The sequence below is a fragment of the Streptomyces sp. NPDC024017 genome (assembly GCF_040638895.1).
Taxonomy (GTDB): Bacteria; Actinomycetota; Actinomycetes; order Streptomycetales; family Streptomycetaceae; genus Streptomyces.
The window spans coordinates 90,941-117,247 of record NZ_JBEZYZ010000001.1; the positions used below are offsets into that span (position 1 = coordinate 90,941).

Annotated in this window: 21 protein-coding genes and 4 pseudogenes; 16 read left to right on the top strand and 9 right to left on the bottom strand. The window is 68.4% G+C overall.

Features of this window, described 5'->3' with window-relative positions; all coding sequences use genetic code 11:
• Window positions 1-105: 105 nt before the first annotated feature.
• From AB0G20_RS00400 to AB0G20_RS00410, 3 genes are all read right to left on the bottom strand, one after another.
• Window positions 106-1,014 carry a carbohydrate ABC transporter permease gene (locus tag AB0G20_RS00400; RefSeq protein WP_361293516.1) on the bottom strand — a complete coding sequence of 303 codons (909 nt, stop codon included), beginning with the start codon at window positions 1,012-1,014 and terminating at the stop codon, window positions 106-108.
• Window positions 1,015-1,028: 14 nt separating this feature from the next.
• The gene (locus AB0G20_RS00405) at window positions 1,029-2,033 is read right to left on the bottom strand and encodes a sugar ABC transporter permease (RefSeq protein WP_361293519.1); all 1,005 of its coding nucleotides are present in this window, start codon (window positions 2,031-2,033) and stop codon (window positions 1,029-1,031) included.
• Window positions 2,034-2,160: 127 nt separating this feature from the next.
• On the bottom strand, window positions 2,161-3,429 hold the full coding sequence (locus AB0G20_RS00410) for an extracellular solute-binding protein (RefSeq protein ID WP_361293522.1): 1,269 nt from the start codon (window positions 3,427-3,429) through the stop codon (window positions 2,161-2,163).
• Between the two features lie 403 nt (window positions 3,430-3,832).
• Between AB0G20_RS00410 and AB0G20_RS00415 the strand changes: the two genes are divergently transcribed.
• Both AB0G20_RS00415 and AB0G20_RS00420 read left to right on the top strand, forming a co-directional pair.
• Window positions 3,833-4,867 (top strand): LacI family DNA-binding transcriptional regulator, encoded by a 1,035-nt coding sequence (locus AB0G20_RS00415; protein ID WP_361293525.1) that lies wholly within the window; start codon window positions 3,833-3,835, stop codon window positions 4,865-4,867.
• Between the two features lie 93 nt (window positions 4,868-4,960).
• Entirely contained in the window at window positions 4,961-5,860 is a 900-nt protein-coding gene (locus tag AB0G20_RS00420; RefSeq protein ID WP_361293528.1) for a phosphatase PAP2 family protein, read from the top strand.
• A 6-nt stretch (window positions 5,861-5,866) separates the two neighbouring features.
• Here the strand turns inward: AB0G20_RS00420 and AB0G20_RS00425 are convergent, their stop codons facing one another.
• Window positions 5,867-8,875: a bifunctional [glutamine synthetase] adenylyltransferase/[glutamine synthetase]-adenylyl-L-tyrosine phosphorylase gene (locus AB0G20_RS00425; protein WP_361293531.1), complete on the bottom strand. Its 3,009-nt coding sequence runs from the start codon at window positions 8,873-8,875 to the stop codon at window positions 5,867-5,869.
• Between the two features lie 117 nt (window positions 8,876-8,992).
• Here AB0G20_RS00425 and AB0G20_RS00430 point away from each other — a divergent pair.
• From AB0G20_RS00430 to AB0G20_RS00440, 3 genes and pseudogenes are all read left to right on the top strand, one after another.
• Window positions 8,993-9,172, top strand: a pseudogene (locus AB0G20_RS00430) (pyridoxamine 5'-phosphate oxidase family protein); the annotation flags it as partial.
• Between the two features lie 28 nt (window positions 9,173-9,200).
• Window positions 9,201-9,647, top strand: coding sequence for a VOC family protein (locus AB0G20_RS00435; RefSeq protein ID WP_361293534.1), 447 nt, complete (start codon window positions 9,201-9,203; stop codon window positions 9,645-9,647).
• Between the two features lie 64 nt (window positions 9,648-9,711).
• Window positions 9,712-10,335: a glyoxalase gene (locus AB0G20_RS00440; protein ID WP_361293537.1), complete on the top strand. Its 624-nt coding sequence runs from the start codon at window positions 9,712-9,714 to the stop codon at window positions 10,333-10,335.
• 40 nt (window positions 10,336-10,375) lie between these two features.
• On the opposite strand, the gene AB0G20_RS00445 is transcribed toward AB0G20_RS00440, so the two are convergent.
• Both AB0G20_RS00445 and AB0G20_RS00450 read right to left on the bottom strand, forming a co-directional pair.
• On the bottom strand, window positions 10,376-10,492 hold the full coding sequence (locus AB0G20_RS00445; RefSeq protein ID WP_361293540.1) for a glutamine synthetase: 117 nt from the start codon (window positions 10,490-10,492) through the stop codon (window positions 10,376-10,378).
• A 603-nt stretch (window positions 10,493-11,095) separates the two neighbouring features.
• A complete protein-coding gene (locus AB0G20_RS00450) occupies window positions 11,096-12,412 on the bottom strand; it encodes an ice-binding family protein (protein WP_361293543.1) in 1,317 nt (438 codons plus the stop codon).
• Between the two features lie 673 nt (window positions 12,413-13,085).
• On the opposite strand from AB0G20_RS00450, the gene AB0G20_RS00455 reads away from it, so the two are divergent.
• The 7 genes and pseudogenes from AB0G20_RS00455 (at window position 13,086) to AB0G20_RS00485 (ending at window position 20,131) form a co-directional block, all read left to right on the top strand.
• Entirely contained in the window at window positions 13,086-13,829 is a 744-nt protein-coding gene (locus tag AB0G20_RS00455; RefSeq protein WP_361293546.1) for an IPT/TIG domain-containing protein, read from the top strand.
• A 213-nt stretch (window positions 13,830-14,042) separates the two neighbouring features.
• The gene (locus AB0G20_RS00460; protein WP_361293549.1) at window positions 14,043-15,098 is read left to right on the top strand and encodes an IPT/TIG domain-containing protein; all 1,056 of its coding nucleotides are present in this window, start codon (window positions 14,043-14,045) and stop codon (window positions 15,096-15,098) included.
• Window positions 15,099-15,430: 332 nt separating this feature from the next.
• Window positions 15,431-15,895 carry an Ig-like domain repeat protein gene (locus tag AB0G20_RS00465; RefSeq protein ID WP_361293552.1) on the top strand — a complete coding sequence of 155 codons (465 nt, stop codon included), beginning with the start codon at window positions 15,431-15,433 and terminating at the stop codon, window positions 15,893-15,895.
• A 239-nt stretch (window positions 15,896-16,134) separates the two neighbouring features.
• Window positions 16,135-17,506, top strand: a pseudogene (locus AB0G20_RS00470) (IS1380 family transposase).
• Window positions 17,507-17,991: 485 nt separating this feature from the next.
• Window positions 17,992-18,861: a hypothetical protein gene (locus AB0G20_RS00475; RefSeq protein WP_361293555.1), complete on the top strand. Its 870-nt coding sequence runs from the start codon at window positions 17,992-17,994 to the stop codon at window positions 18,859-18,861.
• Window positions 18,862-18,934: 73 nt separating this feature from the next.
• A complete protein-coding gene (locus tag AB0G20_RS00480) occupies window positions 18,935-19,324 on the top strand; it encodes a TIR domain-containing protein (protein ID WP_361293558.1) in 390 nt (129 codons plus the stop codon).
• 3 nt (window positions 19,325-19,327) lie between these two features.
• Window positions 19,328-20,131 (top strand): hypothetical protein, encoded by an 804-nt coding sequence (locus AB0G20_RS00485; protein ID WP_361293561.1) that lies wholly within the window; start codon window positions 19,328-19,330, stop codon window positions 20,129-20,131.
• 190 nt (window positions 20,132-20,321) lie between these two features.
• Here AB0G20_RS00485 and AB0G20_RS00490 read toward each other — a convergent pair.
• A pseudogene (locus tag AB0G20_RS00490) lies at window positions 20,322-20,995 on the bottom strand (YdcF family protein).
• Between AB0G20_RS00490 and AB0G20_RS00495 the strand changes: the two are divergent.
• Window positions 20,990-21,422 (top strand): annotated as a pseudogene (locus AB0G20_RS00495) (tyrosine-type recombinase/integrase); the annotation flags it as partial. The pseudogenes AB0G20_RS00490 and AB0G20_RS00495 overlap by 6 nt on opposite strands.
• Window positions 21,423-21,497: 75 nt before the next feature.
• On the opposite strand, the gene glnA reads toward AB0G20_RS00495, so the two are convergent.
• Window positions 21,498-22,859 carry a type I glutamate--ammonia ligase gene (gene glnA, locus AB0G20_RS00500; RefSeq protein ID WP_033312643.1) on the bottom strand — a complete coding sequence of 454 codons (1,362 nt, stop codon included), beginning with the start codon at window positions 22,857-22,859 and terminating at the stop codon, window positions 21,498-21,500.
• A gap of 294 nt (window positions 22,860-23,153) precedes the next feature.
• Between glnA and AB0G20_RS00505 the strand changes: the two genes are divergently transcribed.
• Complete coding sequence (locus AB0G20_RS00505; protein ID WP_361293565.1) at window positions 23,154-24,341, top strand: globin domain-containing protein; 1,188 nt, start codon at window positions 23,154-23,156, stop codon at window positions 24,339-24,341.
• On the opposite strand, the gene AB0G20_RS00510 is transcribed toward AB0G20_RS00505, so the two are convergent.
• Window positions 24,338-24,808, bottom strand: coding sequence for an Rrf2 family transcriptional regulator (locus AB0G20_RS00510; RefSeq protein ID WP_361293568.1), 471 nt, complete (start codon window positions 24,806-24,808; stop codon window positions 24,338-24,340). The two genes, AB0G20_RS00505 and AB0G20_RS00510, sit on opposite strands and share 4 nt — an antisense overlap.
• A gap of 192 nt (window positions 24,809-25,000) precedes the next feature.
• Between AB0G20_RS00510 and AB0G20_RS00515 the strand changes: the two genes are divergently transcribed.
• A complete protein-coding gene (locus AB0G20_RS00515; RefSeq protein WP_361293571.1) occupies window positions 25,001-25,666 on the top strand; it encodes a DUF3105 domain-containing protein in 666 nt (221 codons plus the stop codon).
• Window positions 25,663-26,283, top strand: coding sequence for a DUF305 domain-containing protein (locus tag AB0G20_RS00520; protein WP_361293574.1), 621 nt, complete (start codon window positions 25,663-25,665; stop codon window positions 26,281-26,283). Before AB0G20_RS00515 ends, AB0G20_RS00520 begins: the two co-directional genes overlap by 4 nt.
• The last annotated feature ends 24 nt before the right edge of the window (window positions 26,284-26,307 follow it).

Here is a 26,307-nt window from a genome sequence, read left to right on the forward strand (position 1 = left end):
TGGGTGGGGTGACGAGGCGGCCGCGGCACAGCGGGGTCGGATGGGCACCGCGGCCGCCTCGGGCTTGGTGAAGTGCGGTTCGGCAGTGCCCCGAGGGGCGCGGGGTCACCCCTTCGTGCCACCGGCGGTGAGCCCGGTCACCAGGTTCTTCTGCACGAGGTAGAAGAACAGGGCGGCCGGTATCGCGATCAGCACAGCCGTCGCGGCCATCAGGTTGCGCTGCGCGTCGTGCTCGCTCACGAACGTCTGCAGACCGACGGCGAAGGTGTACTTGTCGTCGCTCAGCATGAACGTCGAGGCGAACGCGACCTCACCGAAGGCCGTGAGGAAGCTGTAGAACGCCGCGACCGCGAGGCCCGGCTTGGCGAGCGGCAGGATGAGCCGCGCGAACGTGCCGAAGGGGGTCAGCCCGTCGACGCGCCCGGCCTCGTCGATCTCGAACGGGATGGTGTCGAAATAGCCCTTCATCAGCCAGGCGCAGTACGGCACGATCGTGGTGCAGTTGACAAGGATGAGACCAAGGTAGCTGTCGATGAGCTGGAGATCCGACAGGATCTGGTACATCGGCACGATCAGTACCGCGATGGGGAACATCTGGGTGACGAGCAGCACCCACATCAGCTTCCGGTAGCCGGGGAACCGCATGCGGGAGACGGCGTAGCCGGTGGACGCGGCGACGACGACGCCGATGAGCGTCGTGCCCAGCACCACGACCAGCGTGCTCTTCAGCCAGTCGAAGAAGCTGGTGTCCTGCAGGACGAAGGCGTAATTGTCGAGCGTCATCTTGCCCCAGATGCGCCCGGGGTGGAGGTAGTCGTCCTTGTCCGGGCCGAGGGACAGGAAGACCAGCCAGGCGACCGGGAAGAGCGCGGTAAGGCTCGCGCCGATCAGCACGGCGTGCGAGGCGAGGGAGGCTCCGCGGCTGCGTTCGCCGCGGCGGCGGACCTTGCCCGGGGTGGGCGCGGGGCGCCGCTCGCCGGCCGGGGCGGAGCTCTCGACGGTGGTCGTACTCATGGGGAACTCCTGCCTCAGATCGCGAGCTGCTGCTCGTTGCGGTTCAGCCAGCGGCGGTAGAACGAGGTGAAGACGATCAGGATGGACAGCAGCAGGATTCCGTAGGCGGCGGACTGGGCGTAGTCGCGCGGCTGCTGCCCGAAGCCCAGCTGGTAGGCCCAGGTGACGAGGATCTGGGCGTCCGGGGCGGTGTTGCCGAACAGCAGGAAGATGATGGCGAACTGGTTGAAGGTCCAGATGACACCGAGGAGTACGACCGTCGTGCTGACGGACCTCAGACCGGGCAGGGTGACGTAGCGGAACCGCTGCCAGGCGTTGGCGCCGTCCATCTCGGAGGCCTCGTACAGGCTCGCGTCGATCGACTGCAGGCCGCCGAGCAGCGAGACCATCATGAACGGCACACCGCACCAGGTGTTGACCATGATCGCGGCGAACCGCTGCCAGAAGGTGTCCTCCAGCCACAGCGGTGACGGCAGCCCCAGCATGTCCAGGCCGCTGTTGATGATGCCGCCGTCGGCGAGCATGAACCGCCAGCCGAAGACGGTGACGAAGGTCGGCACCGCCCAGGGCAGCACCAGCAGCATCCGGTAGAGGGTGCGGCCGCGCAGCTTCTGGTTGAGCAGCAGGGCGAGGCCGAGGCCGATGCCGTAGTGCAGGGCGACACAGGCCGCCGTCCAGAAGACCGTCCACGTGAAGTGCGACCAGAAGCGGTCGTACGCCGTGGGGCCCCACAGGATGTCGGCGTAGTTGTCCAGGCCGATGAACTTGTAGGTGGCGTCGATCTCGTTGACGCCGATCGTGCGTGCCGTGTTCAGGCTGGTGGCGTCGGTGAGGGTCAGATACAGGCCGTACGCCAGCGGGTACAGCACGAGGACGCCGAGGACGATCGCCACCGGGGCGATCATCGCGTAGGCGTACCAGTGCTTGTGGAGGCCGTTCTTCAGCCGCTGCACCGGTCCGGGCTTCGGTTCCCGCTCACCGCGCCGCTTGCCGGTCGCTCGGTCGATGGCGACTGTCATGGTTCGACACCTTCTGGAGGTTCAAGGAGGTCAAGGGAGAGCCCCTGAGGGCTGCCGGGCGGCAGGCTCGGCCCGGTGGCCGCCGGATCCCCTCCCCGTGCCAGGGGATCCGGCGGCCACGCGGCGGTCACTTGGAGAAGTCGGGCACCAGCTTGGCGATCGCGGTCTCGGCGTTGCCGAGGCCCTTGTCCAGGGACACCTTGCCGCCGGCGATCTTGATCAGCTCGTCGTCGAGGGGGCCCCACAGGGAGCTGTACTCGGGCAGCGCCGGGCGCGGCTGGGCGGCGGCGAGCACGCCCTGGTAGCCGGCGATGCCCGGGTCGGCCTTGACCTTCGCGGTGTAGGCGTCCTCGCGCGTGGGGAGCGTGGAGTTCTTCAGCGCGATGGTCTCCTGGGCCTTCGCCGAGGTCATGAAGTTCACGAACTTCAGCGAGGCCTCCTGGTGAGCCTTGTCCGAGCCCGCGTACACCGAGAGGTTGTGGCCGCCCGTCGGGGCGCCGGCCTTGCCGGCGGAGCCGGCCGGGACGGTGGCGATGCCGAGGTTGTTCTTGTCCTTGAAGGCCGAGCCCTTGTAGAAGTTCGTGATCTCCCACGGGCCCTGGACGATCGAGGCGACCTTGCCGCTGACGAACGCCTCCTGGATGTGCGCGTAGGCGTCGGCGGTGGTGTCGGCCTTGTGCAGGCCCTTGCCCTTGAACAGGCCCTGCCAGGTGCCGTAGGCCTTCTTGGCCTCGGGCGAGGTGACGGTGATCTTCTTGGCGTCGGCGTCGACGGTGTCGGTGCCCTCGCCGTAGAGGAAGGACTGGGCGTAGTAGGCCTGGGTGGAGCCCCAGTAGCCGTCGACGCCGGTCTTGTCCTTGATGGTGGCGGCGGCCTTCTTCAGGTCGTCCCAGGTCTTGGGGGCTTCGATGCCGGCCTTCTTGAACAGGGCCTTGTTGTAGACGAGGGCGAGGGTGTCCGTGGTGAAGGGGACGCCGTAGGTCTTGCCCTCGTACGTGGCCTGCTCGATCAGGCTGTGCTGGAACTTGTCCTGCTCGGCGAGGGCCTCGGTGCCGTCCAGCGGCGCGAAGAAGCCCTTCTTGGCGAAGGCGGGGGTCCAGCCGACCTCGGAGCGCAGCACGTCGGGGGCACCCTTGGAACCGGCGGCGGTGTCGAACTTGTTCTGCGCCTGGTCGAAGGGGACGTTGACGTAGTTGACCTTGATGTCCTTGTGGGCGGCCTCGAACTCCTTGACCAGGGCCTGGTACGTCGGCGCCTCGTTGGTCGCGTTGGAGGTGTCCCACCAGGTGATGGTGACCGGGCCGCCGGCCTCGTCACCGCTGTCGCTTCCGCCGCAGGCCGTCGCCGCCAGGGCGAGGGACGCCACCAGCGCGGTGGCCGCTATGCCACGCCGCATGAGTTCTCCTTGAGGGTGAAAGCCCGTTCGTGCTGCCGACTGCGCCGTTGGCGGCCGGGCGTCGGTGACATTAACCGCGCCGCAACGGGTTGCGAAAGACCTTGCAGCAAAAAGTTGCAAGAGGTGCGGATGGTTATCCCGCCGTGACCTCTCGCCGACCGCGTCCCCACTGGCCCGCAGCCCGGATTTCCTGCTGTTCGACAGGGAGTCGGACAGCTGTGCAAGACTCTGCAAGCACTTGCCATCCGCGTCCGCCGGGGGAATCATCCGTTGCGGATCGGACGCCGACCACGAGTTTCGAGGGACCGCGATGACCAAGCCACCCGCAGCGGGCCGTGCGACGGCGCGCATCAGGCGTCCCGTCGGTGTGCAACGTGAACCCCGGCCGCTACAGTCCAGTGCTGTGACCACACGGCTTGCCGACATCGCTTTGCAGGCGGGGGTGAGCGAAGCGACCGTCAGCCGCGTCCTCAACGGGAAGCCGGGCGTCGCCGCCACCACCCGCCAGTCCGTGCTGGCCGCTCTCGACGTGCTGGGCTACGAGCGCCCGGTGCGCCTGCGCCAGCGCAGCGAGGGGCTGGTGGGGCTGATCACCCCGGAGCTGGAGAACCCGATCTTCCCGGCCCTGGCGCAGGTCATCGGCCAGGCACTGACGCGGCAGGGCTACACGCCGGTGCTGGCCACCCAGACCCCGGGCGGCTCGACCGAGGACGAGCTCACGGAGATGCTCGTGGACCGCGGGGTCGCCGGCATCATCTACGTCTCCGGCCTGCACGCGGACACCACCGCCGACATGCAGCGCTACGACCGGCTGCGCGCCCAGGGCGTGCCCTACGTGCTGGTCGACGGCTTCTCGCCGAAGGTGCAGGCGCCGTTCATCTCCCCCGACGACCGCGCGGCGATGAACCTCGCGGTCACGCACCTGGTGTCCCTGGGGCACACCCGGATCGGCCTGGCCCTCGGGCCCAAGCGGTTCGTGCCGGTGCAGCGCAAGATCGAGGGGTTCGTGCGTACGGTGCAGGACCAGTTGGGTCTGAGCGCCGCGACCGTCGAGTCGGAGCTGGTGCAGCACTCCCTGTACACCCTTGAGGGTGGTCAGGCGGCGACCACGGCACTGATCGAGCGGAACTGCACGGCCGTGGTGTGCGCCAGCGACATGATGGCGCTGGGCGCGATCCGGGCGGCCCGGCAGCTCGGCCTGGACGTGCCGAAGGACATCTCCGTGGTCGGCTTCGACGACTCCCCGCTGATCGCCTTCACCGACCCGCCCCTGACCACGATCCGCAAGCCGGTCCCGGCGATGGGGCAGGCGGCCGTGCGCACGCTGCTGGAGGAGATCGGCGGGACGCCCGCGCCGCACAGCGAGTTCGTGTTCATGCCGGAACTGGTGGTGCGCGGTTCGACCGCTTCGGCTCCCGGGGAACGCGGCCGCTCCTGAGGCCCGCGGCCTGATTTCGCCGTAGGACATGCGGCTCGCACCGGGCCGCGGGATGATCGGTGGGGAAGTCCTTTTCTGGCAAACTCTGTGCCTATGGGTGAGACGACCGTGACGACGCTGGAAGGGCGGAAAACGCCCCTTCCGCACCCCGCCACGGCCGCGACGGGGACGGGTCCGCTGCGCCGGCTGCGCGCCCCGCGCCGGCCCCGGTTCTGGTTCGAGATCCTGCTGATCGCGGTGAGTTACTGGACGTACTCGCTCATCCGCAACGCCGTGCCCGAGCAGAAGACCGAGGCGCTGCACAACGCCGGCTGGATCTGGCGGGTCGAGCACCATCTGGGCATCGCCGTCGAGGAGTCGGTCAACCACGCCGTGAACTCGGTGCATTGGCTCATCGTCGGGATGAACTACTACTACGCGACGCTCCATTTCATCGTCACGCTGGGTGTTCTGGTGTGGCTGTACCGTCGCCATCCCGGCCGTTACGCGGCCACCCGCCTGGTGCTGTTCGCGACCACCGCCGTCGCCCTCGTCGGTTACTACCTGTATCCGCTGGCGCCCCCGCGGCTGATGAACGGCGGCGGCTTCATCGACACGGTCATGGTCCACCAGACCTGGGGTTCGATGGCGTCCGGCGATCTGAAGCACATGTCCAACCAGTACGCCGCGATGCCGTCGATGCACATCGGCTGGTCCGTGTGGTGCGGGCTGACGATCTTCGCCCTGGCGAGGGTCCCCTGGGCGCGGGTGCTGGGGCTGTTGTACCCGGCGCTGACGCTGGTGGTCATCGTCGCGACGGCCAACCACTTCTGGCTGGATGCGGTCGGTGGCGTGCTGTGCCTGGCCTTCGGGTTCACGGTCGCGCGGCTCTGGTACGGGAGGCAGCCGTACGCGCTGCCGCAGACGGTGCCGGCGCGCACACGGGCGTCGGTCTCCCGGGAGCAGCACGGGCCTGATGCGAACAGCGGGCGTCAGCGCTCGGCCGCCCCGTAGAACAGCTCAGCGCTCGGCCGCCCCGTAGAACAGCTCCTCCACCACGCCCCGCGCCCGGCGAGCGGTCCGCCGGTACCCGTCGAGCATGTCGCCGACATGTCCGGGGCCGTAGCCCAAGTACCGCCCCACGGCGGCCAGTTCCCGGGGATCCGAGGGGAAGGTGTCGGCGGCCCGGCCGCGGACCAGCATCACCGCGTTGCGGACGCGGGTCGCGAGGACCCAGGCCTCGTCGAGGGTCGCCGCGTCCTCGTCCGTGATCAGCCCGGCGGTGCGGGCCGCGGCCAGGGCCTCGCGGGTGCGGGTGGTGCGCAGGCCCGGCTCCGCCGAGCCGTGCCGCAGCTGCATGAGCTGCACGGTCCACTCCACGTCGGACAGACCGCCCGGCCCGAGCTTGGCGTGCAGCTTGGGGTCGGCGCCGCGCGGCAGCCGCTCGGACTCCATGCGGGCCTTCAGCCGCCGGATGTCGCGGACGGCCTCGTCGGCGAGCCCGTCCGCCGGGTAGCGCAGCGGGTCGATCAACTCGATGAAACGGCGGCCCAGCTCCTCGTCGCCGGCGACGGGTTCGGCCCGCAGCAGCGCGTGCGACTCCCAGGTCAGGGACCACCGGCGGTAGTACGCCGCGTACGAGGTGAGGGTGCGGACCAGCGGCCCGGACTTGCCCTCCGGGCGCAGATCGGCGTCGATGAGCAGGGGCGGGTCGGCGCTGGGGAGCTGGAGCAGGCGGCGCATCTCGGAGACGACCTTGCTGGCCGCCTCGGCGGCTTCCCGCTCGTCGACGCCGTCGCGCGGCTCGTGCACGAACAGGACGTCCGCGTCGGAGCCGTAGCCCAGCTCGTGGCCGCCGAACCGGCCCATGCCGATGATCGCGAACCGGGTGGGCAGGTCGTCCCCCCAGCCGTCCCGCACGACCGCGCGGAGCGTGCCGGCCAGCGTCGCGGAGGTCAGGTCCGACACCGCGCCGCCGACCCGGTCCACCAGGGCGCCCTGGTCGGCCTCGGCGGGCTGCTCCTCGGTGCCGTAGGAGCCGACGATGTCGGCGGCGGCCGTGCGGAACAGCTCGCGGCGGCGCACACCGCGGGCGGCCGTGACCGCCTGGGCGCCGCCGTCGGCGCGTTTCACCGCGGCGAGTATCTCCTGCTCCAGATGGGCGCGCGACCGTGGCTCCAGGCCGCCGCCGTCCCCGTCGCCGAGCAGCGCGACCGCCTCCGGGGCGCGCATCAGCAGGTCGGGCGCGAGCCGGCCGGCGGACAGCACACGGGCGAGGTTCTGCGCGGCGGCGCCCTCGTCCCGGAGCAGCCGCAGGTACCAGGGGGTCTTGCCGAGCGCGTCCGAGACCTTGCGGAAGTTGAGCAGGCCCGCGTCCGGGTCGGCCGAGTCGGCGAACCAGCCGAGCAGCACGGGCAGCAGGGTGCGCTGGATGGCGGCCTTGCGGGTGACGCCGGAGGCCAGCGCCTCCAGGTGGCGCAGGGCGGAGGCCGGGTCGGCGTACCCGAGGGCGACCATGCGTTCCCGGGCCGCCTCGGTGCTGAGCCGGGCCTCGCCGGTGGCGAGCTGGGCGACCGCGTCGAGCAGCGGCCGGTAGAAGAGCTTCTCGTGCAGACGGCGTACGACGCCCGCGTGCCGCCGCCACTCGCGGTGCAGGTCGGCGACCGGGTCCTTGCGCAGTCCGAGGGAGCGGCCGATGCGGCGCAGCTCGGCCTCGTCCTCGGGGACGAGGTGGGTGCGCCGCAGCCGGAACAGCTGGATGCGGTGCTCCATGGAGCGCAGGAAGCGGTAGGCCTCGTCGAGCTGGGCCGCGTCGGCCCGGCCGACGTAGCCGCCGGCGGCGAGGGCCTTCAGCGCGTCCAGGGTCGTACCGCTGCGCAGGGAGGTGTCGGCCCGGCCGTGCACCAGCTGGAGCAGTTGCACGGCGAACTCGACGTCCCTCAGGCCGCCCGGGCCCAGCTTCAGCTGGCGGTCGACCTCGGCGACGGGGATGTTCTCCACGACCCGGCGGCGCATCTTCTGCACGTCGGGGACGAAGTTCTCGCGCTCGGCGGCCTTCCACACCAGGGGCTGGACGGCGGCGACGTACTCCTCGCCGAGGTCGAGGTCGCCGGCCACCGGGCGGGCCTTGAGCAGCGCCTGGAACTCCCAGGTCTTGGCCCAGCGCTGGTAGTAGGCGAGGTGGCTGGAGAGGGTCCGCACGAGCGGGCCGTTCCTGCCCTCGGGCCGCAGGTTGGCGTCGACGGGCCAGATGGAGCCCTCGACCGTCGTCTCGGAGCAGATCCGCATCATGTGCGAGGCGAGCCGGGTCGCGGCGCGCACGGCCTTGGTCTCGTCGGTCCCCTCGGTGGCCTCCCCGACGAAGATGACGTCCACGTCGGAGACGTAGTTCAGCTCGTGGCCGCCGCACTTGCCCATCGCGATGACCGCGAGCCGGCACAGGGCGGCGTCCTCGGGCGCGGCCGCCTCGGCGATACCGAGGGCGGCGCGCAGGGTGGCGGTGGCGAGGTCGGCGAGCTCGGCGGCGGACTCGGCGAGACCGGTGGTGCCGCACACGTCCCGGGCGGCGATGGACAGCAGGCAGCGCCGGTAGGCGACGCGCAGGGAGACCGGGTCGGTGGCTTCCGCGAGGCAGGCCTCGAACTCCTCCACCCCGGGGTGCAGGTCGTGCGCCTCGTACATGACGAGTGCCTGCCAGTCGTCCGGGTGCCGGGTGAGGTGGTCGGCGAGGGCGGTGGAGGCGCCCAGGACACCCAGCAGCCGGTCGCGCAGCGGCTTGGAGGAGATCAGGGTGTCGAGCAGTTCCCGGCGGGCGCCGGGGCTCTGCTGGGCCTCCAGCAGCCGGACGAGTCCGAGCAGCGCGAGATCGGGGTCGGCGGTGTCGCCCAGCGACTCCAGCAGGACCGGGTCGTCGCGCAGGGGCGCGAGCTCAGGGCTGTCCAGGAGCCGCTCGGCTGCGGACGCGTCGGTGAAACCGTGCCGCAGCAGCCGTGTGAAGGTACTGCTCCTGCGCCCCGGCGCGGCCGTCATCCGGGCCTCCCTCGCACTGTTCCTCGGACGTCCATCGGATCAAGGTCGTACGGCTTTGAGCCTAACCGCACAGGCCGGGGGAAGCGCCGGGGAGTTCGGCAGGCGGACGGGCCGCGCGGGTGGCTACGGGGACTGGCCGCGGCGTGGGAGGCGAGGTACGGCGGTTTCTGGCCACGTGGGGTACGGGAAGGCCATTTCCACCACGGCACGGGCCGTGCGGCCGTCCACTCGGTGGCGCCGCACACCGTTTTCGGCTTCGGTGAGGGGGAGCCGTTCAGCCGGACGAGGCGGCGGTTCGCACGAGGCCGGACGAAGGAGTCACGCCATGGACATCACCCTCGAAGTCATCCCGCTGCCCGTGACCGACATCGACCGCGCCCGGGACTTCTACCGGGACAAGGTCGGCTTCCACGTGGACATCGACCAGGAGGTCATGCCCGGGATGCGGATCATCCAGCTGACCCCTCCGGGTTCCGGCTGCTCGATCGCCCTGGGCGAGTCGATCTGGCAGATGACCCCCGGCCCGACCCCGGCCCCGGGCTCCTACCAGGGCCTTCAGCTGTGCGTCGCCGACATCAAGGCGGCCCACGCGGAGCTGGTCGCCCGCGGCCTCGACGTCTCGGAACCGGTTCAGTACTCCCCGGACGACGGCGCCACGTTCATGCACTTCCAGGACCCGGACGGCAACGGGTGGGCGGTGCAGGAGTACCGGCGGCGGGCCACGGAGCCGCTGCATCAGCTGCTGGCGGACCTGAAGCGGCAGCAGGCCTGAGAACCCGGGGAACCGGTCAGGAATCGAGAAGCACGGGTGCCGGAGCGCGATTAGCGTCGTTGTCATGACTTCCATCGCATCCGTCACCCTCGAGGTGGCCGACCCCGCCGCCGCCGAACACTTCTACGCCGCCGCCTTCGGCCTGGGCGACCGGCTGCGCCTGCGGGCGTCGGAGGCACCGACCTCCGGCTTCCGCGGGTTCACGCTGTCACTCGTGGTCGCCCAGCCGGCCGACGTGGACGCCCTCCTCGACGCGGCCGTGCAGGCCGGGGCGACGACGCTGAAGCCCGCCGCCAAGTCGCTCTGGGGCTACGGGGGCGTCGTACAGGCCCCGGACGGGACGATCTGGCAGCTCGCGTCGTCGTCGAAGAAGAACACCGGCCCGGCGACCCGGCAGGTCGACGAGTTCGTCCTGCTGCTCGGCGTCGAGGACGTGAAGGCCAGCAAGCAGTTCTATGTCGAGCACGGTCTGGCCGTGGGCAAGAGCTTCGGCGGCAAGTACGTCGAGTTCGCCACCGGGGGCCCCGTCAAGCTGGCCCTGTACAAGCGCCGCGGCCTCGCCAAGGTCGCCGGTGTCTCCCCCGACGGCACCGGCTCCCACCGCGTCACGATCGGCAGCGACGCCGGGCCGTTCACCGACCCGGACGGATTCGCGTGGACGACGGCGTCGGAGAACGCGTCGGTGTGAGCGGTGCCGCGGGATGCCCCTCGGCCGAGGCCGGCGGGACCTACAGCGCCGGCAGGTTCTTCCGCAGCTCGAACGCGGTGACCTCGGAGCGGTCCTCCTCCCACTCCTGGCGCTTGTTGCGCGGGAAGTGGTGCGGGGCGGCGGATACCTCGCTCAATCGACGTCAATGGAGCGTTGGTTGTCGGTCAGGGGGTTGTTGATGGTCACCCTGGGCCGCCCTTCGACGGCCCACAGACGGCCCGGCTTTGGGGAACTGCAGATCTACAGTCAGCGCGGTCGTACCGCCCTAACCAGCAGAAACATTCAGGCTGGCCTCGCCTACCCCACGCCAGTCCCACAGGCCTGCCAGGCAAGCTCACGCAGTCCCCCTCTGATCCACGTAGGCAGGCTGCACAGCTCTACGCTCGCCAGTGACTGAGAACCAAGACGCGCACGAGACCGTCATACAAGGCACTCTTCTCTCCCTCCGCCTGGAGTGCCGCATGACAGTAGAGCTACCTCTGAGCTGCAAGGATAGGACTTGCTGAGGGCCCAGTTCGTGGTAGCGGAAGAGACACTTCCCGGGTGAAGGAGAGGAGCCGGCCCTACCCGCCTGTCCGTGTCGAGAGCGGCTGTCGCGCGTGGTTGCCCAGGCTGTTCAGCCGACTGCGAAGCCGTGACGTGTTTCCTGGCACAGCATCCGCCTGCTCCAGCCTCAGTGGGGCAGTGGTGCAGCCCGAGAGTGACGTGCCTGTGGCGGGCACCCGGGCAGGCGTGGTCATCACCAGGGGCGGGTGATGGTGTTGGTGTCGAGGGTGACCGAGCCGTTGATGGCCAGGGCCTGTCCGTGGATGGTTACGCCGGCGTTCACGGTGATGGATGTCAGGGCAAGGATCCTGCCCGCGAAGGCGGTGTCGGTGCCGAGAGTGGCTGAGCTTCCGATTTGCCAGATCACGTTCCTGGCCGTGGCGCCGTTGATGAGGAGCACGCGGCTGGCCGTTGCCGTGGTCAACGTGGATCCGATTTGGAGCACCCATTCGGCGTTGCTGTCGCCCTGGGCGTCCAGGGTGAGCGTGCCGGTGAGGGCGAGGGTCGTGGGGGCGTTGTAGACGCCGGGGGCCAGCGTCAGGCCGCCGAGGTCTCCGGGAATGTCGGCGTCCGGGAGCTGGGCGACGGCGGTGTTGTAGGTGGCGATGAGATCGGCGTGAGCCTGAAGGGCGTCAGCGTCAGTGATGTGGATGGTGCCGTGAACCTGACCGGGCGGGAATCCGGTGACGGACGTTCCCGGGCTCACCCCGAGATCCCCGGTGACTTCGGAGGGGCCGGTGTTGGTGACCGACGCGCCGCCCAGCACCGCGAAGCGTCCCAGATAGGTGTAGGCGTCCGAAGCGGTCACGGTGCCGCCGAGAGTGATGACGGAGACGTCGACCGGGCCGAGTTCTCCTGCTGGGAGCAGGGCGTGGATCTCCGTGTCGGAGGCGATCCGCCAGGACAGGGCGGGCGTGCCACCGAAGGTGACGCCAGTGGTGTAGGAGAACGCGGTTCCGGTGATGACGACGAGATTGCCACCGTCCACCGGCCCTTTGTCCGGGGTGACGGCAGTGATGGACGGCGAGTCGAGATAGGTGTAGATGACCCCACCGGCGGTTCCGCCCCTGGTTCGCACGGTGATCGTGACCGGACCTGCGGACGCAGCCGCAGGGACGGTGACGGTGAGTTGACCGTCGGAGTCGACGGTGAAGGCGGCGGCCTGCGCACCGAAGAGGACCTCGTACGTGGTGTAGAGGCCGAGTCCTGTGAGGGTCGCCGTGTTGCCGCCGGTCAAGGGGCCGGCGGGTGGCGGAAGGAGGCGGAAGGAGGGTGGCGGCAGGTAGTAGAAGCTTCCGACGACGCCCGTTCCGCCGGGGGTGGTGACCGAGACCGGAACGGCGCCGTGGCCGGAGGGGGTGGCGGTGGCGGTGGTGGAGTCGCTGAGGACCGTGAAACTCGCAGCCTGGCGGGAGTCGTAGAGCACGCTGGTGGTGCCGGTGAAGTGGCTGCCGGTGAGCGTCACCGCGTCGCCCCCACCCGTGGATCCCTGGTTCGGTATGACCGCCATGGGGCGCTCCCTGAGTCTGTCGGCCGATCGGCGGGCTGCGTCGTCGGCCGGTCCCTGCACCGATGACCGCAGTGGTTCCCCTCTTCGGAGTAGCCCACTGGCCCACGCACCTGACAAGAGTTGAGGGCATATGTCACCCAAATGGGGTACGTGTTCGCAGGCGCGTATCCAGCCGACACCGCGTGCCGCGCGGCGACTGCTTCCGTGGCAGAGTGCGACGTTCCCCGGGCCCGTGGCTTCGTCACCGCAACAATCTCGGATGCTGCAACGAATTGGCATATAAACAGATCGTCAGCAATACGCTGCCGATGTGCCCCGTTTTCACGCCGTGGCGCTCACCTGAACGGCTGATTCTGCGGCGAAAGCCTTGTCGGCCTGTCACTCGGCTGGGTTGATGCTCGTGTCAGTATCAGCGGCATTCGAGTCCGCAAACAGACACGGGCAAGCCCCTGATTCAGGCTGCAGTTGACGCCTGACGGGCTGTACTTCTCGACAGGCCCTGCGCGCAGCGCCGACGGCTGCAGACCGTCGACCGGGCATCGGCGCAAGGCCATCGAGATGCCACTTGGCCAGTGGACACGAGAGCAGGCTCGCCCTCATCCGGGACGTAAGCGGACTGAACGCCCCATCACTGCTCGGCAATGTACCGCATTCCGAGCGAGGAGGAACGCTCATGCCTATCAGCCCGAACCAGGGATCCAGCGGCGGCGGCACACTCGTCACGATCACCGGCAGCAACCTCACCGGCACCACAGCGGTGCGCTTCGGTACGCGACTCGCCACCTCCGTCACCAACGTCTCGCCCACCCAGGTCACCGCCGTCTCTCCCTCCGGCACCGGAGCGGTCGGCGTCACCGTGACCACCCCGGGAGGGACGAGCAACCCGATCCCGTTCTACTACGTCGGGGCGCCGTTCAAGCAGTCCCTCAGCCCGTCCTTCGGGTCGACCGCGGGCGGCGACACCATCACCATCAACGGCACCGGATTCTCCAGTGCCACCAGCGTCTCCTTCGGTGCCAACACCGCGGTGCCGACGGTGGTGTCCGACAGCCAGCTCACGGTCGTCGCACCGGCCGGCGCGGCCGGGTCGGTCGGCGTCAGCGTCACCACGGCCGGCGGCACCAACAACGGGCTCTCGTACACCTACGTCGCCGCCCCGACGGTGACGTCGGTCGTCCCGACGCAGGGACCGGAGTCCGGCGGCACCGCGGTGACCCTGACCGGCACCGGCTTCACCAGCACCAACCAGGTCACCTTCGACGGCAACCCGGCACCCTTCACCGTGATCTCCGACACCTCGCTGTCGGCCGTCACGCCTCCCGGCACCGGCGGTCCCGTCGACGTCGTCGTGACCAACGACGCAGGCAGCGCCATCCTCGCGGACGCGTTCACCTACATCGCCGGCCCCGGCATCTGACCGCCCCTCAGGGGCCGGCCCGTCAGCGGCCGGCCCGTCCGGAGCGGACGCCAAGGCCCATCAGGGCCCGTCCGCCCCCCCCCCCCAAGCCCCCGGCCCGGAAACCCCACCCGGGCCGGGGGCCCGCCCGCCCGCCAAGAGGCAGGGGCAGGGCAAGCCCGTTAGCTCTCTCCTCGGCCCTCCCGGGCCCGCCCGACACTCTACGGAGACACCGTGAAAGACAGCGCCCCCGCGGCGGGAGCGGTCCGGCCCACCGCCGTCATCGCCGCCGTACCCGTTCTCACCGCGGTCGTACCCAGCACGGGCCCTGCGGCAGGCAGCAACAACGTGGTCCTGAACGGCAGCGGTTTCGTCGGAATCACCGCCGTCATGTTCGGCACCAAAGCGGCCCTCGGCTACACGGTCAACTCCCCCACGCAGATCACCGCAGTAGCCCCGTCCGGAACCGGCACCGTTGCCGTGACCGTCAAAACGCCCGGCGGAAGCAGCAACTCGGTCCCCTATACCTACGCGGCACAACCCTCCCTGACCGCCGCCTCGCCGAGCCAGGGACCGTCTTCGGGCGGCACCACCGTCATCCTCACCGGGACCGGCCTCACCGGGGCCACGGCAGTCACCTTCGGCAGCACACCCGCCACCAGCTACACCGTCAACTCACCCACCCAGATCACCGCCATCGCCCCCGCAGGGACAAGCGCCGTACCCATCACCGTCACCACGCCCGGCGGTACGACCGGTCCCGTCTACTTCTTCTACCTCAACGCGCCCACCGTCACCACCGTGTCGCCGAGCCAGGGACCGTCCTCGGGCGGCACCACCGTCCTTCTCACCGGGGCCGACCTCACCGGGGCCACGGCAGTCACCTTCGGCAGCACACCCGCCACCAGCTACACCGTCAACTCACCCACCCGGATCACCGCCGTCACCCCCGCAGGAGCGGGCTCCGTAGCCGTGACCGTCACCGGCCCGGGCGGCATCAGCAACTCCGTCATCTACACCTACGTGACTCCACCGGTCCTCGGCTCCCTCACCCCCGCCCAGGGGCCCACCGACGCCGGAGCCGGCGTCACTCTCACCGGCAGCGGTCTGACCACCACGACCGCCGTCCGCTTCGGTGCCACACCCGCGGCCTTCAACGTGCTGTCCGACACCACGGTTGCGGCGACCGCCCCAGCGGGGGCACCCGGCCCTGTTTCCGTCAACGTGACCACGATCGGCGGCACCAGCAACTCCCTCACCTACACACGTGTCGCCTCTCCCTCGATCTAGATCGGCACTCCAGACCGCTTGGACGACACGAGTGCCGACCCTTTTCCCCGGAGGCTCTTCGCCGGTTTTCGTTTCTGGTTTGGGCGCGAATGCTTCGACGCCGGGCAAGTCTGCCGACACACAAGGGGACCGTTGCGCATCACCGTCCGTGAATCCGCGAAACCGTGCTCCCCACCCCGCCACGCCTCTGGCCCAAGCGGGTTGACTAGGCCCAAGCCTCCCAGGAATGCGAGAACCTGCGACGTAACGTGACGCTCCCCGACCAGTCATGGCGGACCTCCGCCCGGATCGATCAAGGAGCCGAAACCGTGAGACGTTGGCAAGGCCGAAGAATGTGGAAGACCGGCACCATCCTGGCGCTGGCCGCCGTAGTGGGCCTCGCTTCACCGGCAGCGGCAGCTGTCAACTCGACGACGACGGTCACAGCGTCACCCCCAGCAGCAAACGTCGGGGTACCCGTGACACTGACCGCGACCGTCACCTGTGCGGCCGACCCCACTGGAGGTCTCGGTGTGACGTTCTTCGACGGCGGCGACATCCTGAACACCGTGCCCGTCGGCGCGGACGGACAAGCGGAGCACACGACCTCCTTCACGACCACCGGCACTCACACAATCACGGCCGCATACAACGGGAACGAAAACTGCTTCGCTTCGAGCAACACGACCGCCGTCGTGGTCTCAGCGGCGCCCGCACCCGTCCCCCCCACGCCACCTGCGAACGGGTTCTGCCTACTCGCCTGCGGCGGCCTGATCAATTTCACGGTCGGTGACATCAACAACATCGAAGTGCACTGACTTCCCTGACGGCTCAGCGGCACTGGCCCGGCACGGTCACGCGTTCTCTCCTGCTACGCAGGACGCTACGCCGGACACCTTCCCACCTGCAGCGAGCACAGGGTCACCGCAGGCAAGGGCCAACCTCGCGCTTTCACGTGCGCCCACGCCTTGATCAAATAAACGGGGAGTGCTTCTGACCTGCAACGATGGGACTTGTCTAGGGTCCCGTTAGCTGCACGGAAAGAAGCACTCTCCAGGTGAGCAAGCGTATCGGGTTGTACCCGCGTGTCCGCGTCGAAGGCGGTGGCAGCAGGGCGGTCTCACAGGCCGGGGCGGTGCTGCTGGTCGAGACGCTCCGCAAGTCCGGGCTGGACACCGCGATGTCGGTGGCAATGACACCATGGCGCAAGCCGCGGACGGTGCACGACCCGGGCAAGGTCCTGCTGGATGTCGCGCTCACGGTTGCACTGGGGGGGACTGCCTGGCCGATGTGAGCATGTTGCGGGCGGAGCCGGCCGTGTTCGGGCCGGTGGCCTCCGACCCGACGGTCCCCCGCCGGATCGGCCGACTGGCCGCAGGAGGGAAGCAGGTTCTGGCCGCGCTTCGCATGGCCCGGGCCGAAGTACGCGAACACGTCTGGAAGTTGGCCGGTGACGCGGCGCCGGATGCGGGCGAGTAGGTGATCGTGGACATCGACGGCGTCCTCGTCCTGGCACATTCCGAGAAGCAGGACGCCGCCGCGACCTGGAAGAAGACGTTCGGGCACCACCCGCTGATGGGGTTCGTCGACCACGGCCGAGGCGGGTCCGGTGAGCCGGTCGTGGGCCTGCTGCGGCCTGGCAACGCGGGTTCCAACACCGCCGCGGACCACATCGAGGCCACGACGCTGGCCCTGGCCCAGCTGCCGAAACGGTTGCGGCGGAGACGGCAGACGCTAATCCGTACCGACTCCGGCGGTGGCACCCACGAGTTCGTCGCCTGGCTCGCCCGGCGCGGGCGATGGCTGTCGTACTCGGTCGGCATGACCATCACCGACGCCATCCACCAGGCCGTTCTCAAGGTGCCGGCCTCGGCCTGGACACCGGCCGTCGAACCCGACGGCGACATCCGCGACGGCGCCTGGGTCGCCGAACTCGCCGGCGACTGCCTGACCGGCTGGCCGAAGGGGCTGCGGCTGATCGTGCGGAAGGAACGGCCGCACCCCGGAGCCCAGTTGCGCTTCACCGACGCCGACGGAATGCGCTTGACCTGCTTCGCCACCAACACCATCCACGCGCCGATCGCGGAACTGGAACTGCGCCACCGCCAGCGGGCACGGGCCGAGGACCGTATCCGCGCCGCCCGCGCCACCGGCCTGCGCAACCTCCCCTCCACGACACCGCGCAGAACCAGATATGGCTGGAGATAGTCCAGATCGCGCTCGACCTCCTCTCCTGGATGCCCCTGCTCGCCCTGACGGGCAGGGCCCGGCTCTGGGAGCCCCGCCGCCTGCGGCTTCGGTAGTTCTCCACCGCCCAGCTCGTCACCACCGGCCGCCGCCGCTACCTCCGCCTCGCGGAGCACTGGCCCTGGACCGACGTAATCACGGATGCCCTGGACCGGCTCCACGCTCTCCCGAACCCCGGCTGACCAGCACCTTCCCACCCCTTCGAACAGCAACACCAAAACCGGAGCCGTGGAACCCGGCGCCCACCCGACGCGACAGGCGGGCAGTCGGCCTGTCCACCATCAGGCACAGAGCGCGAAACGGTCTGCCAACTCCGTCGGCAGACCGTCACGAAAGATCGAGGCTAGTGGGCATCACTTCAGAGGTTCCGTCCCAGCAAGCGCTGGCAGGTGTGGGGAAGTCTCGGTCAGTCGAGCCGATCGGCCTGCGTCGGCACAGTTCCGGGCCGCGAGTGTCGCTCTCGTATGCCGTCGTTGCCGTCAGTACTGCCGGACGCTTCGTGCGGCCTAGAGAAAGCCCAAGCCGACGTGCCGCGGGTGAGTAGGCGTCGACCATGGAGCGCCTCCTGACCAGGCTGTCAGCCAACTGCAACAGGTTGTCGAACCGGGTGCCTCGCTGACCTCAACTATGGCAATCTTTCTCGTGCGCCAGAGTGAAGGGGGAGCCCATGGCATACCAGGCCACAACGCTGCACTTGCTGATCTCCTGCCCGGGTGACGTCACCAAAGAAGACCGAGAAGTAATCCATCGATCAGTAAATCGATGGAACGTCAACTATGGGCAGCATTTTCAGCTAACGATTCTACCTATCTGGTGGGGGGAGCATGCTTCTGGAGGATTTGGTGAGCATCCTCAGGACACCATCAATCGACAACTCATTGACGGTGCAGACATGGCCCTTGCTATCTTTTGGACGCGTTTGGGAACAGGATCGGACCGGGCAGTCTCGGGCACTGCCGAAGAAATTGAGCGCATGGCTCGCGCTGGCAAATCAGTGACCATTTTGCACTGCACCCGAGCGGTGTCCAACAGCGACCTTGATCAGCAAATTGCTTTGCGTGCATACCTCAGAAGTCTAGAATCGAAAGCCTTGGTGATGAGTTATGCCGACGAGACCGAACTGGCGAGCAGAATCGATAATCTTTTGAGCAGGCAGGCAACGCTTTTTATGGCGAGGGCTTCCGGCGCAAGAACCCATACACCAGAGGAAGATCCCGGAGTATGGCCGAGTGTGGACTTCAGGGAAAGAGTAGAGACAGACTCAAAAGGAAGGGTCCGCACTCGCCGGTCTCACTTTATCGTGCTCACAAACAAGGGGCGCACTCCAGCAAGGAAAGTAACCTTTTCCATCGAGCCGGACGATGACATGGCCCTACGCGACGACGACCAAGCGATCGATGCGATCGCCCCCGACTCGGAGATTCGGTTCCCACTCGCACTAACCATGGGCAGCCCTAGCCAATTCAACTGCACCGTCAGGTGGCAGGGTCCAGACGGAGGGGAAAGGGAAAACATGGCTACCCTGCGCCCTGTTTAGCTTTGAGATTTTGCCGCAACTGCCCGTTCTATGCACACAGTGTTAGAATACTCGCCACCAGGAGAGGCGAGGTATGAACATGGAACGCCCGAGGGCGTTTATCAGTTTCCGCATGGAAGATCACTGGGCCCGGGACTTTCTGAAGGAACGAGCACGAAACGCGCAAAATCAAGTGGAGTTCATCGACTACTCGATTCAAGACCCTTTCGACTCGTCATGGAAAAAGCAGTGCAAGCGCAGGATTTCCGAGACGAAGGGAACTATCGTTCTGATTGGGGCAACTACATACCAGTCGGAGCCGGTGGAATGGGAGATCAGGGAAACCCTTGAGCAAGGCCATCAACTCTTCGGAATTCAGGTGAATGATGGAGAAACGCACCCGATTCCGAATGGCCTCCCTCCCGAGAGCGTGATTCGATGGGACTTCACTCAGATCTCTTCATGGCTCTCAACATGGGTGTGATGGATGAACTATCTTGAGCAAGTGGCCGCTGACATTCGGGCTGAGATTCCAGCCTCCGTCTTACCTCACGTCAACGTGGATGACTTGCTCAATATGTATGCGGCACTCGCTCTCGCCAAGGGCGTTGACGTAACCGCTTCAGACGTGCATGACGTCTGGAGTGCCTGGCAGATGAAGCATGACCCCTCCCACGCCCATCTTCTTCCGTACGACCAACTTCCATCATCGGTGCAGCAGCAGGACGCACCTTTCGTGCTGGCCATTCGGAAGGTGGCCGAGCGGTTGTCGGGCCAGGATCGGGTCACCCAGGCCCTGGTTCCGTACGGCCCCCCAGCGACAGAAGAGGATAAGGAGCGGCTTTTTGAGCTATACAAACTCATGGTTCAGAGCTCAGAAGGGCTTGTAGGTCGCCGCCAGGGCGTGAATACTTTCTTCATAACCGCGAATGGCGTGATCCTGACAGGGCTCGGATTCTTCATCAAGGCAGGAGGAAGCCAAGTACTCAAATCCATTGGTGTCCTCGTGATCGCACTGACAGGACTCATCCTCGCCCACGCATGGAAGAGCCTCATCGTTTCGTTTGGGCAACTTAATACAGGGAAGTTTGCGGTAATCAATCGCCTTGAACGCTTCCTTCCTGCCGCAATCTTCTATTCCGAATGGGAGGCTCTAGAGCGGGGCCAGAATCCCAAGGTATACCGCTCTTCCACATCGCGTGAAATCTGGGCACCACATCTGCTAACCGCTCTGTATGCCCTTGCGGCTACAGGCGCCTCCCTAGTTGCCGTCGGTCTCTGGAAACCGTGAACTGATGGCCGACGAGACGGGCGATCTTGAGGTCTTGATCCATTACGCTCGCCAGAAAGGTGTTATCAAATACCGTGGGGCCGACCGCCCCAGTCGCAGAGGCTTTCTCCCCGAATGCCCGCGCACCCGCGCCGCGCGCGGGGCCTTGGAGAGGCAGGCAAAATCAGGGTGAACTGCTGCCTGCCTGGCCTCACTTGCCGGAGCGGGCAGCAACGTCAGCCGGCATGAGTCGACTCGTGAAGCCTTCGACGCACAGCCGCTCAAAGGCGGCTACAACGGTGTCTGGCACGTCCTGCTCGATGGCCAGGCCCACCCTTTGGAAAACAAGCACTCGTTGCAGGGCGCCCACGGTCATGTCGATCACCATACGAGCGTCGCCGATGGAGTCGGCGTACTCCTCCAAGCCCATCAGCGTGGACGCGCACACCACTTAGACGTCGGGCCAGAGCTTCCGCATCATGGCGTACGAGCGTCGCTCTTCGTACGGCTTGCTCACAAGCAGGCGGACGAGACGTTGACGCCGGCCTCTGCCAGCAGCGCTTTCGTGAACTCGATGTTTTCGCTGGTATTCGTTGCACGCGGTTCCAGGAGTACCGCGGACTCGGGCACCCCCAAGTGCAACGCCCGCTCGCGGTAGTGGACGGCCTCACCGCGCGGCATGCGCGCCCGGGTCGTGGGGCTAGTGGCCCCGGTGAAGACGACGACCGGCGCCATGCCCTGGTGATACAGCTCCGCTGTCACGTCGGCCACACCGAGGTCGTGACTGCCCAACCCCACCGCCACCGAACACGGTCGTTGAGCATGGTGCATGAAGTGGTAGTCCCACAGGAGTCGAGCATCCGCCCATGCCTGTGCCGAGATCATCCCCCAGTGGAGATCACGCTGCCGTGGCTCCGGGCGGACGGTCCGCCTGTCACGAAACGGCTGGTGTTCACCCGCCTCGACGGCACCGGCGCCGTTCGGCGTACCGACTTCGACGACCGCGCATGGAAGCCTGCTCTGGTGGCTGCTGGGGTCATCCCCGCGACGATGCCCGGAGAGCCGTCACCAGGCCGCCCGCCAACACGGCATGCACGCCCTCAGGCACTTCTACGCGTCCGTCCTGCTGGACGCCGGCGAGAACGTGAAGGCGTTGAGTGCCTACCTCGGCCACAACGACCCCGGATTCACGCTCCGGGTCTACACACACCTCATGCCGAGCAGCGACGCACGGGCCCGGAAGGCCGTGGACGTCCTGTACGAGGGCACCGATCCGGCACCGGACGGCCCAGAGACGGCCCAGGGGCTGTGAGACGCCATGGGGCCGACGGTCGGCGACCGTCGGCCCCATCCGCTGAATCGGCGGGAAACCTGCTTTGACCTGCGCCTACAGCGCCGGAAGGTTCTTCCGCAGCTCGAACGCCGTGACCTCCGAGCGGTACTCCTCCCACTCCTGCCGCTTGTTGCGCAGGAAGAAGTCGAAGACGTGCTCGCCGAGGGTCTCGGCGACGAGGTCGCTGCGTTCCATGAGGGTCAGGGCCTCGCCGAGGTTCTGGGGGAGCGGCTCGATGCCCATGGCGCGGCGCTCCGCGTCGGAGAGGGCCCAGACGTCGTCCTCGGCGCCGGGCGGGAGCTCGTAGCCCTCCTCGATGCCCTTGAGGCCGGCGGCCAGCAGCAGCGCGTACGCCAGGTACGGGTTGGCGCCGGAGTCGAGGGAGCGGACCTCGACCCGGGCCGAGCCCGTCTTGCCGGGCTTGTACATGGGGACGCGGACGAGCGCCGAGCGGTTGTTGTGGCCCCAGCAGATGTACGAGGGGGCTTCGCCGCCCGCGCCCGCGGTGCGCTCCGCGCCGCCCCAGATGCGCTTGTAGGAGTTGACCCACTGGTTGGTGACGGCGGAGATCTCCGCCGCGTGCCGCAGCAGGCCCGCGATGAAGGAGCGGCCCACCTTGGAGAGCTGGTACTCCGAGCCCGACTCGTAGAAGGCGTTGCGGTCGCCCTCGAAGAGCGACAGGTGCGTGTGCATGCCGCTGCCGGGGTGCTCGGAGAAGGGCTTCGGCATGAACGTGGCGTGCACGCCCTGCTCCAGGGCCACCTGCTTCATGACGAGGCGGAACGTCATGACGTTGTCGGCCGTGGACAGCGCGTCGGCGTAGCGGAGGTCGATCTCCTGCTGGCCGGGGGCGCCCTCGTGGTGGGAGAACTCGACCGAGATGCCCATCGACTCCAGCATGGTGATCGCCTGGCGGCGGAAGTCCATGCCGACGTTGGTCGGGGTGTGGTCGAAGTAGCCGGAATTGTCGGCGGGCGTCGGACGGCTGCCGTCCAGCGGGCGGTCCTTCAGCAGGAAGAACTCGATCTCCGGGTGGGTGTAGAAGGTGAAGCCCAGGTCGGAGGTGCGGGCGAGGGCGCGCTTGAGCACGTAGCGCGGGTCGGCGAAGGACGGGGAGCCGTCCGGCATGAGGATGTCGCAGAACATGCGGGCCGTGCCCGGGGCCTCCGCACGCCAGGGCAGGATCTGGAAGGTCGACGGGTCCGGCTTGGCGATCATGTCGGACTCGTAGACCCGGGCGAAGCCCTCGATCGCGGAGCCGTCGAAGCCGATGCCCTCGTCGAAGGCCTGCTCCAGTTCGGCCGGGGCCACGGCGACGGACTTGAGGAAGCCCAGCACGTCCGTGAACCACAGGCGTACGAACCGGATGTCGCGCTCCTCCAACGTCCGGAGCACGAACTCCTGCTGCTTGTCCATCTTCCGCTTCCCCATCCTTGCTGGTCAGGCCGCCTGTCTTCCGTACCACGGGAGGCGGTCGGGCACCAGAGCATCAGACCACACCACCATTTCGTGCGCGTTGCGGACCATGATCGCCCGGCCGGCCTGGGGTCGAACGCCTCACGCACGGCAGGTGAACTGCTCTTCCGCCCATAGTGCCTGCTCGCACCGACATCCGTAACGGCCGGTTCCCCTCCCTGCGCCACGCGCTTAATTTGCATCTCAGATGCAAGTTTAAATACCGTGCGCACAGTCGAGCCCTGAGGAGCCCTGATGCTGTCCGAGCAGTCCGCCGCCACCGTCCGCGCCACACTCCCCGCCGTCGGCGCGGCCCTCGGCACGATCACCGAGCGCTTCTACGCCGGGCTGTTCGCGGCCCACCCGGAACTGCTGCGGGACCTGTTCAACCGGGGCAACCAGGCCTCCGGAACCCAGCGGCAGGCGCTGGCCGGTTCCGTCGCCGCCTTCGCCACGCACCTGCTGGACCGCCCCGGGCAGCGGCCGGACGCGATGCTGCAGCGCATCGCCCACAAGCACGCCTCGCTCGGTGTCACGCCGGAGCAGTACCGCGTCGTCCACGAGCACCTCTTCGCCGCCATCGCCGAGGTGCTCGGCGACGCCGTCACGCCCGAGGTCGCCGCCGCCTGGGACGAGGTCTACTGGCTGATGGCGAACGCGCTGATCGCCGTGGAGCAGCGGCTGCGCGAGGAGCGCGGCGGGCACACCTGGCGGGCCTGGGAGGTCGTCGAGCGGGTCGCCGAGACCGCGGACGTCGCCACGTTCCGGCTGCGGCCGGCCGACGGCGGTCCGGTGCGGGACTTCCTCGCGGGCCAGTACGTCTCCGTCCGCGTCGCCCTCGCGGACGGTGCCCGGCAGATACGTCAGTACAGCCTGTCCGGGGCGCCCGCCCCGGACCTGCGGCAGATCAGCGTGAAGCGCGTGCGCGAGGCCGGCGCCCCGGACGGCGAGGTCTCGAACCACCTGCACGCGCGCGTGCGGGTGGGCGACGTCCTGGAGCTGTCCGAGCCCTACGGCGACCTGGTTCTGGACGCCGGCCCCGACACGCCGCTGCTGCTGGCCTCGGCGGGCATCGGCGTGACCCCGATGACCGCGATGCTGGCGCACCTCGCCGACTCGGGGCACCGCGCCCCGGTCACCGTCGTGCACGCCGACCGCTCCCCCGCGACCCACGCCCTGCGCGCCGACCACGAGGCCTGGGCGGCCAAGCTCCCGGACGCGGCCGTCCACCTCTGGTACGAGCAGGACGCCCCGGCAGGCGCCCGCCCCGGCCTGGTCGACCTCACCGGCGTTCCGCTCGCCCCGGGCACGCGCGCGTACCTGTGCGGGCCGCTCCCGTTCATGCGGGCGGTACGGACCCAGCTGATCGCGCAGGGCGTGGCACCCGCCGACATCCACTACGAGGTGTTCGGCCCGGACCTGTGGCTGGCGGGCCGGGACTAGGGCCTGTCGTTCGGACCCTGGCCGTCACGGGGATCGGCGCCACGCGAGATCCCCAGCAGCAGCGCCCCGGTCGGCTCCGCCACGATGTCCTCCACCGTGACCGGGTCCAGTGAGGTGAAGAACGCCTCCTGGGCCCGGCGCAGGGCGGTGCGCAGGCGGCAGGCGGAGTTGAGGGGGCAGGGGGTCGGGCCCTCGCAGTCGACGACGTCGCCGCTGCCCTCGAAGGCGCGGACCACGGCACCCACCGAGGCCCTGCGGCCCTGCTCGGTGAGGGTGAGTCCGCCGCCGCGGCCGCGGCGGGCCTCGAGCAGACCCAGGTGCTGGAGCTCGGCGACGACCTTCGCCAGGTGGGTGTACGGCACGTCCATGCCGTCCGCGACCTCCCGGGTCGTCGGACTCGACTCGCCCGCGACGGCGAGCCGCATCAGGACCCGCAGGGCGAGGTCGGTGGAGCGCAGCAGCCGCATACAGGCAGCGTAGGTAATGGGAATCTGCGGTTCAAATTATCCGGCGGGACCCGGCCCCGGGCCCCGAAGCTGTCGCGCGGCTGTCGGTGCCGTATCGATTCGGCCCATTCCGGCGGCTGCTCTACGAGCCGCCCCGGCTCCCCCATTACGATCAGCCCACCCGACCGTCACTTTTCCCACGAAGGACACCTCATGGGCTCCGCCAACAAGAGCAGCACGGCACGCAAGGCGCGAATAGAGGAGATGCGGCGCGCCGAGCAGTCCCGTGAGCGCCGCAACCGGGTCCTCACGATCGCGGCCAGCGTCGTGATCGTCGCCGGACTCGTGGTCGGCGGCGTCGTGCTCGTGCGGTCCCAGGACGACAAGGGCAGCACCACCGCGGCGAGCGACTCCTCGGGCAAGGGCAAGTTCGTGACGGGCAAGGACGGCGTGAAGACCTGGGAGGGCAAGCTGGCCCGCAACCACGTCACCAAGGCCGTGAAGTACGCCTCCGAGCCGCCGGTCGGCGGTGACCACAACCGGGCGTGGATGAACTGCAACGGCGACGTCTACACCGAGCAGCTCGACAACACCAACGCCGTGCACTCGCTGGAGCACGGCGCGGTGTGGGTGACGTACAACGCCGCCGCGAAGAAGGCCGACATCGACGCGCTCGCGGCGAAGGTGAAGAAGACGCCGTACACGCTGATGAGCCCGGTGGACGGCCAGAAGGACCCGATCATGCTCTCGGCGTGGGGCCACCAGCGCACGGTGACGGGCGCGAGCGACCCGAACGTGGACAAGTTCTTCCAGAAGTTCGTCCAGGGCGAGCAGACCCCCGAGCCGGGCGCCGCCTGCACCAACGGGCTGTCCAAGTGAGGCACGTCGGCCTGATCGCCGGGGCCGCGGCGGCGGCGCTCGTCGCCGCCGGTGCGATCACCTACGCCGTCGCCGGGGACGACGGCAGCGGCAGGACCCCGTCCGCCGAGTCCGCGGACGCCGGGTTCGCGCGGGACATGGCGGTGCACCACCAGCAGGCCGTGGAGATGTCGTACATCGTGCGCGACCGCACCAAGGACGAGGCGGTCCGGCGCCTGGCGTACGACATCGCGCAGACGCAGGCCAACCAGCGCGGCATGATGCTCGGCTGGCTCGACCTGTGGGGCCTGCCCAAGGTGTCCTCCGAACCGCCGATGACCTGGATGGACATGGGCGGCATGGCCTCCGGCAAGGACGGCGCGCTGATGCCGGGCATGGCGACAAACTCCGAGATGAAGAAGCTCGGCGAGCTCAGCGGGAAGCAGGCGGAGGTCTTCTACCTCCAGCTGATGACGGACCATCACAAGGGCGGTGTCCACATGGCCGAGGGCTGTGCGGACAAGTGCGCGGTCGGTGTGGAGAAGCGGCTCGCGCAGGGCATGGTGGACGCGCAGCAGTCGGAGATCTCCTTGATGGCGGACATGCTCAAGGAGCGGGGCGCGGCGCCGCGGTCGTAGGGGCGGTGGGCACGTAAGCCTCAA